1 protein-coding gene is annotated in these 325 nt (G+C 43.4%); it reads left to right on the top strand.

Features of this window, described 5'->3' with window-relative positions:
- The first annotated feature begins 84 nt into the window (after positions 1-84).
- Positions 85-321 carry a 50S ribosomal protein L28 gene (gene rpmB, locus R2R70_RS19415; protein ID WP_410978810.1) on the top strand — a complete coding sequence of 79 codons (237 nt, stop codon included), beginning with the start codon at positions 85-87 and terminating at the stop codon, positions 319-321.
- Positions 322-325: the final 4 nt, after the last annotated feature.

Genomic DNA, 325 nt, shown 5'->3' with positions numbered 1-325 from the left:
GAGCGCCCTTCGATTTATCTAGGGCAGAAATACACGGCCTTAGATTAAATTAAGCTCGAGCGAAGTTATTGGAGATATATAGACATGTCTAAAGTATGTCAAGTTACAGGTAAGCGTCCAGCGGTTGGTAACCACCGTTCACACGCGAGAAACGCGACTAGACGTCGTTTCCTACCTAACCTACAAACACACCGTTTTTGGGTTGAAAGTGAAAAACGTTTTGTAACATTACGCACTACTCCTAAAGGTATGCGTATTATCGATAAAAAAGGCATCGACGCGGTTCTTACAGAAATCCGTGCTCGCGGCGAAAAAGTTTAAGGAA

The sequence above is a fragment of the Cobetia sp. SIMBA_158 genome (assembly GCF_046566945.1).
Lineage (GTDB): Bacteria > Pseudomonadota > Gammaproteobacteria > Pseudomonadales > Halomonadaceae > Cobetia > Cobetia amphilecti.
This window is presented reverse-complemented; position numbering and strand designations above follow the sequence as displayed.